The organism is Streptomyces flavofungini (assembly GCF_041028215.1).
GTDB classification, from domain to species: Bacteria; Actinomycetota; Actinomycetes; order Streptomycetales; family Streptomycetaceae; genus Streptomyces; species Streptomyces flavofungini_B.
In genome coordinates this window covers 1-921 of the sequence record NZ_JASKYR010001505.1, presented here as the reverse complement: position 1 = coordinate 921, position 921 = coordinate 1, and the positions used below count along the sequence as shown (strand labels likewise).

Below are 921 nucleotides of genomic sequence, written 5' to 3'. Positions count from 1 at the left end.
GCGCGGACTCGTCCGCCCCAGCCACGTCCGCACCAGACGCCCCTCCTCGCCCGCCTTCGCGGCGTCGTCGACGTACGCCACGGCGAGCGGGAAGCGGCGGCGCAGCGCGGCGAGGTTCTTCAGGCCGTCCCCGGAGGTCTGTCCGTAGACCGCGCCGAGCAGCGCGATCTTGGCGTGGTCGCGGTCGCCGGAGAAGGCGCGGTCGGAGAGGCGGGTGTAGAGGTCCTCCTCGCTGCCCGCCACCTCCATGAGGCCCCGGTCGCGGGAGATCGCGGCGAGCACCCTGGGCTCCATCTGGTCGGCGTCGGCGACCACGAGCCGCCAGCCGGGGTCGGCGACGACGGCGCCGCGGAGCACCTTGGGGATCTGGAGGGCACCGCCGCCGTTGGTGGTCCAGCGTCCGCTCACCGAGCCGCCCGGCGTGAACCCGGGCCGGAAGCGGCCGTCATGCACCCAGTCCTGGAGCCAGCTCCAGCCGTGGGCGGTCCAGACGCGGTACAGCTTCTTGTACTCGATCAGGGGCCGCACGGCGGGGTGGTCGAACTTCTCCAGCTCCCAGCGGCGCGTCGACTTCACCTTGATCCCGGCCTGCGCGAACGCCTTCACCACGTCGGCGGCGAGGTCGGGGCGGACGCGGCGGCCGAAGGCGGCGGACACCTCGTCGGCGAGCTCGGCGAGGCGGCGTGGCTCGCGGTGGACGTCGGCGCGCCAGGGCAGTCCCGAGGCGTTCATCTCGGCGGCCACCAGCATGCCCGCCGACTCGGAGGCGGTGAGCAGCCGCATCCGGCCGGGGTGGGCGGTCGCGTCATGTCTTCGCTGCTGGTCGGCATAGACCTCGACGAGTTCGGCGAGCGACACCTCGGTGCCGCCGGGGCGGGGCTCGAAGAGGGAGTCCTGGCTGCCGGGCTCGGCGGCACGGGG

1 protein-coding gene is annotated in these 921 nt (G+C 74.3%); it reads right to left on the bottom strand.

The window, feature by feature from the left end; all coding sequences use genetic code 11:
- Positions 1–921 (bottom strand): bifunctional 3'-5' exonuclease/DNA polymerase (locus AB8Z36_RS41900; RefSeq protein ID WP_369218549.1); only part of this gene is annotated, 921 nt, incomplete at both ends.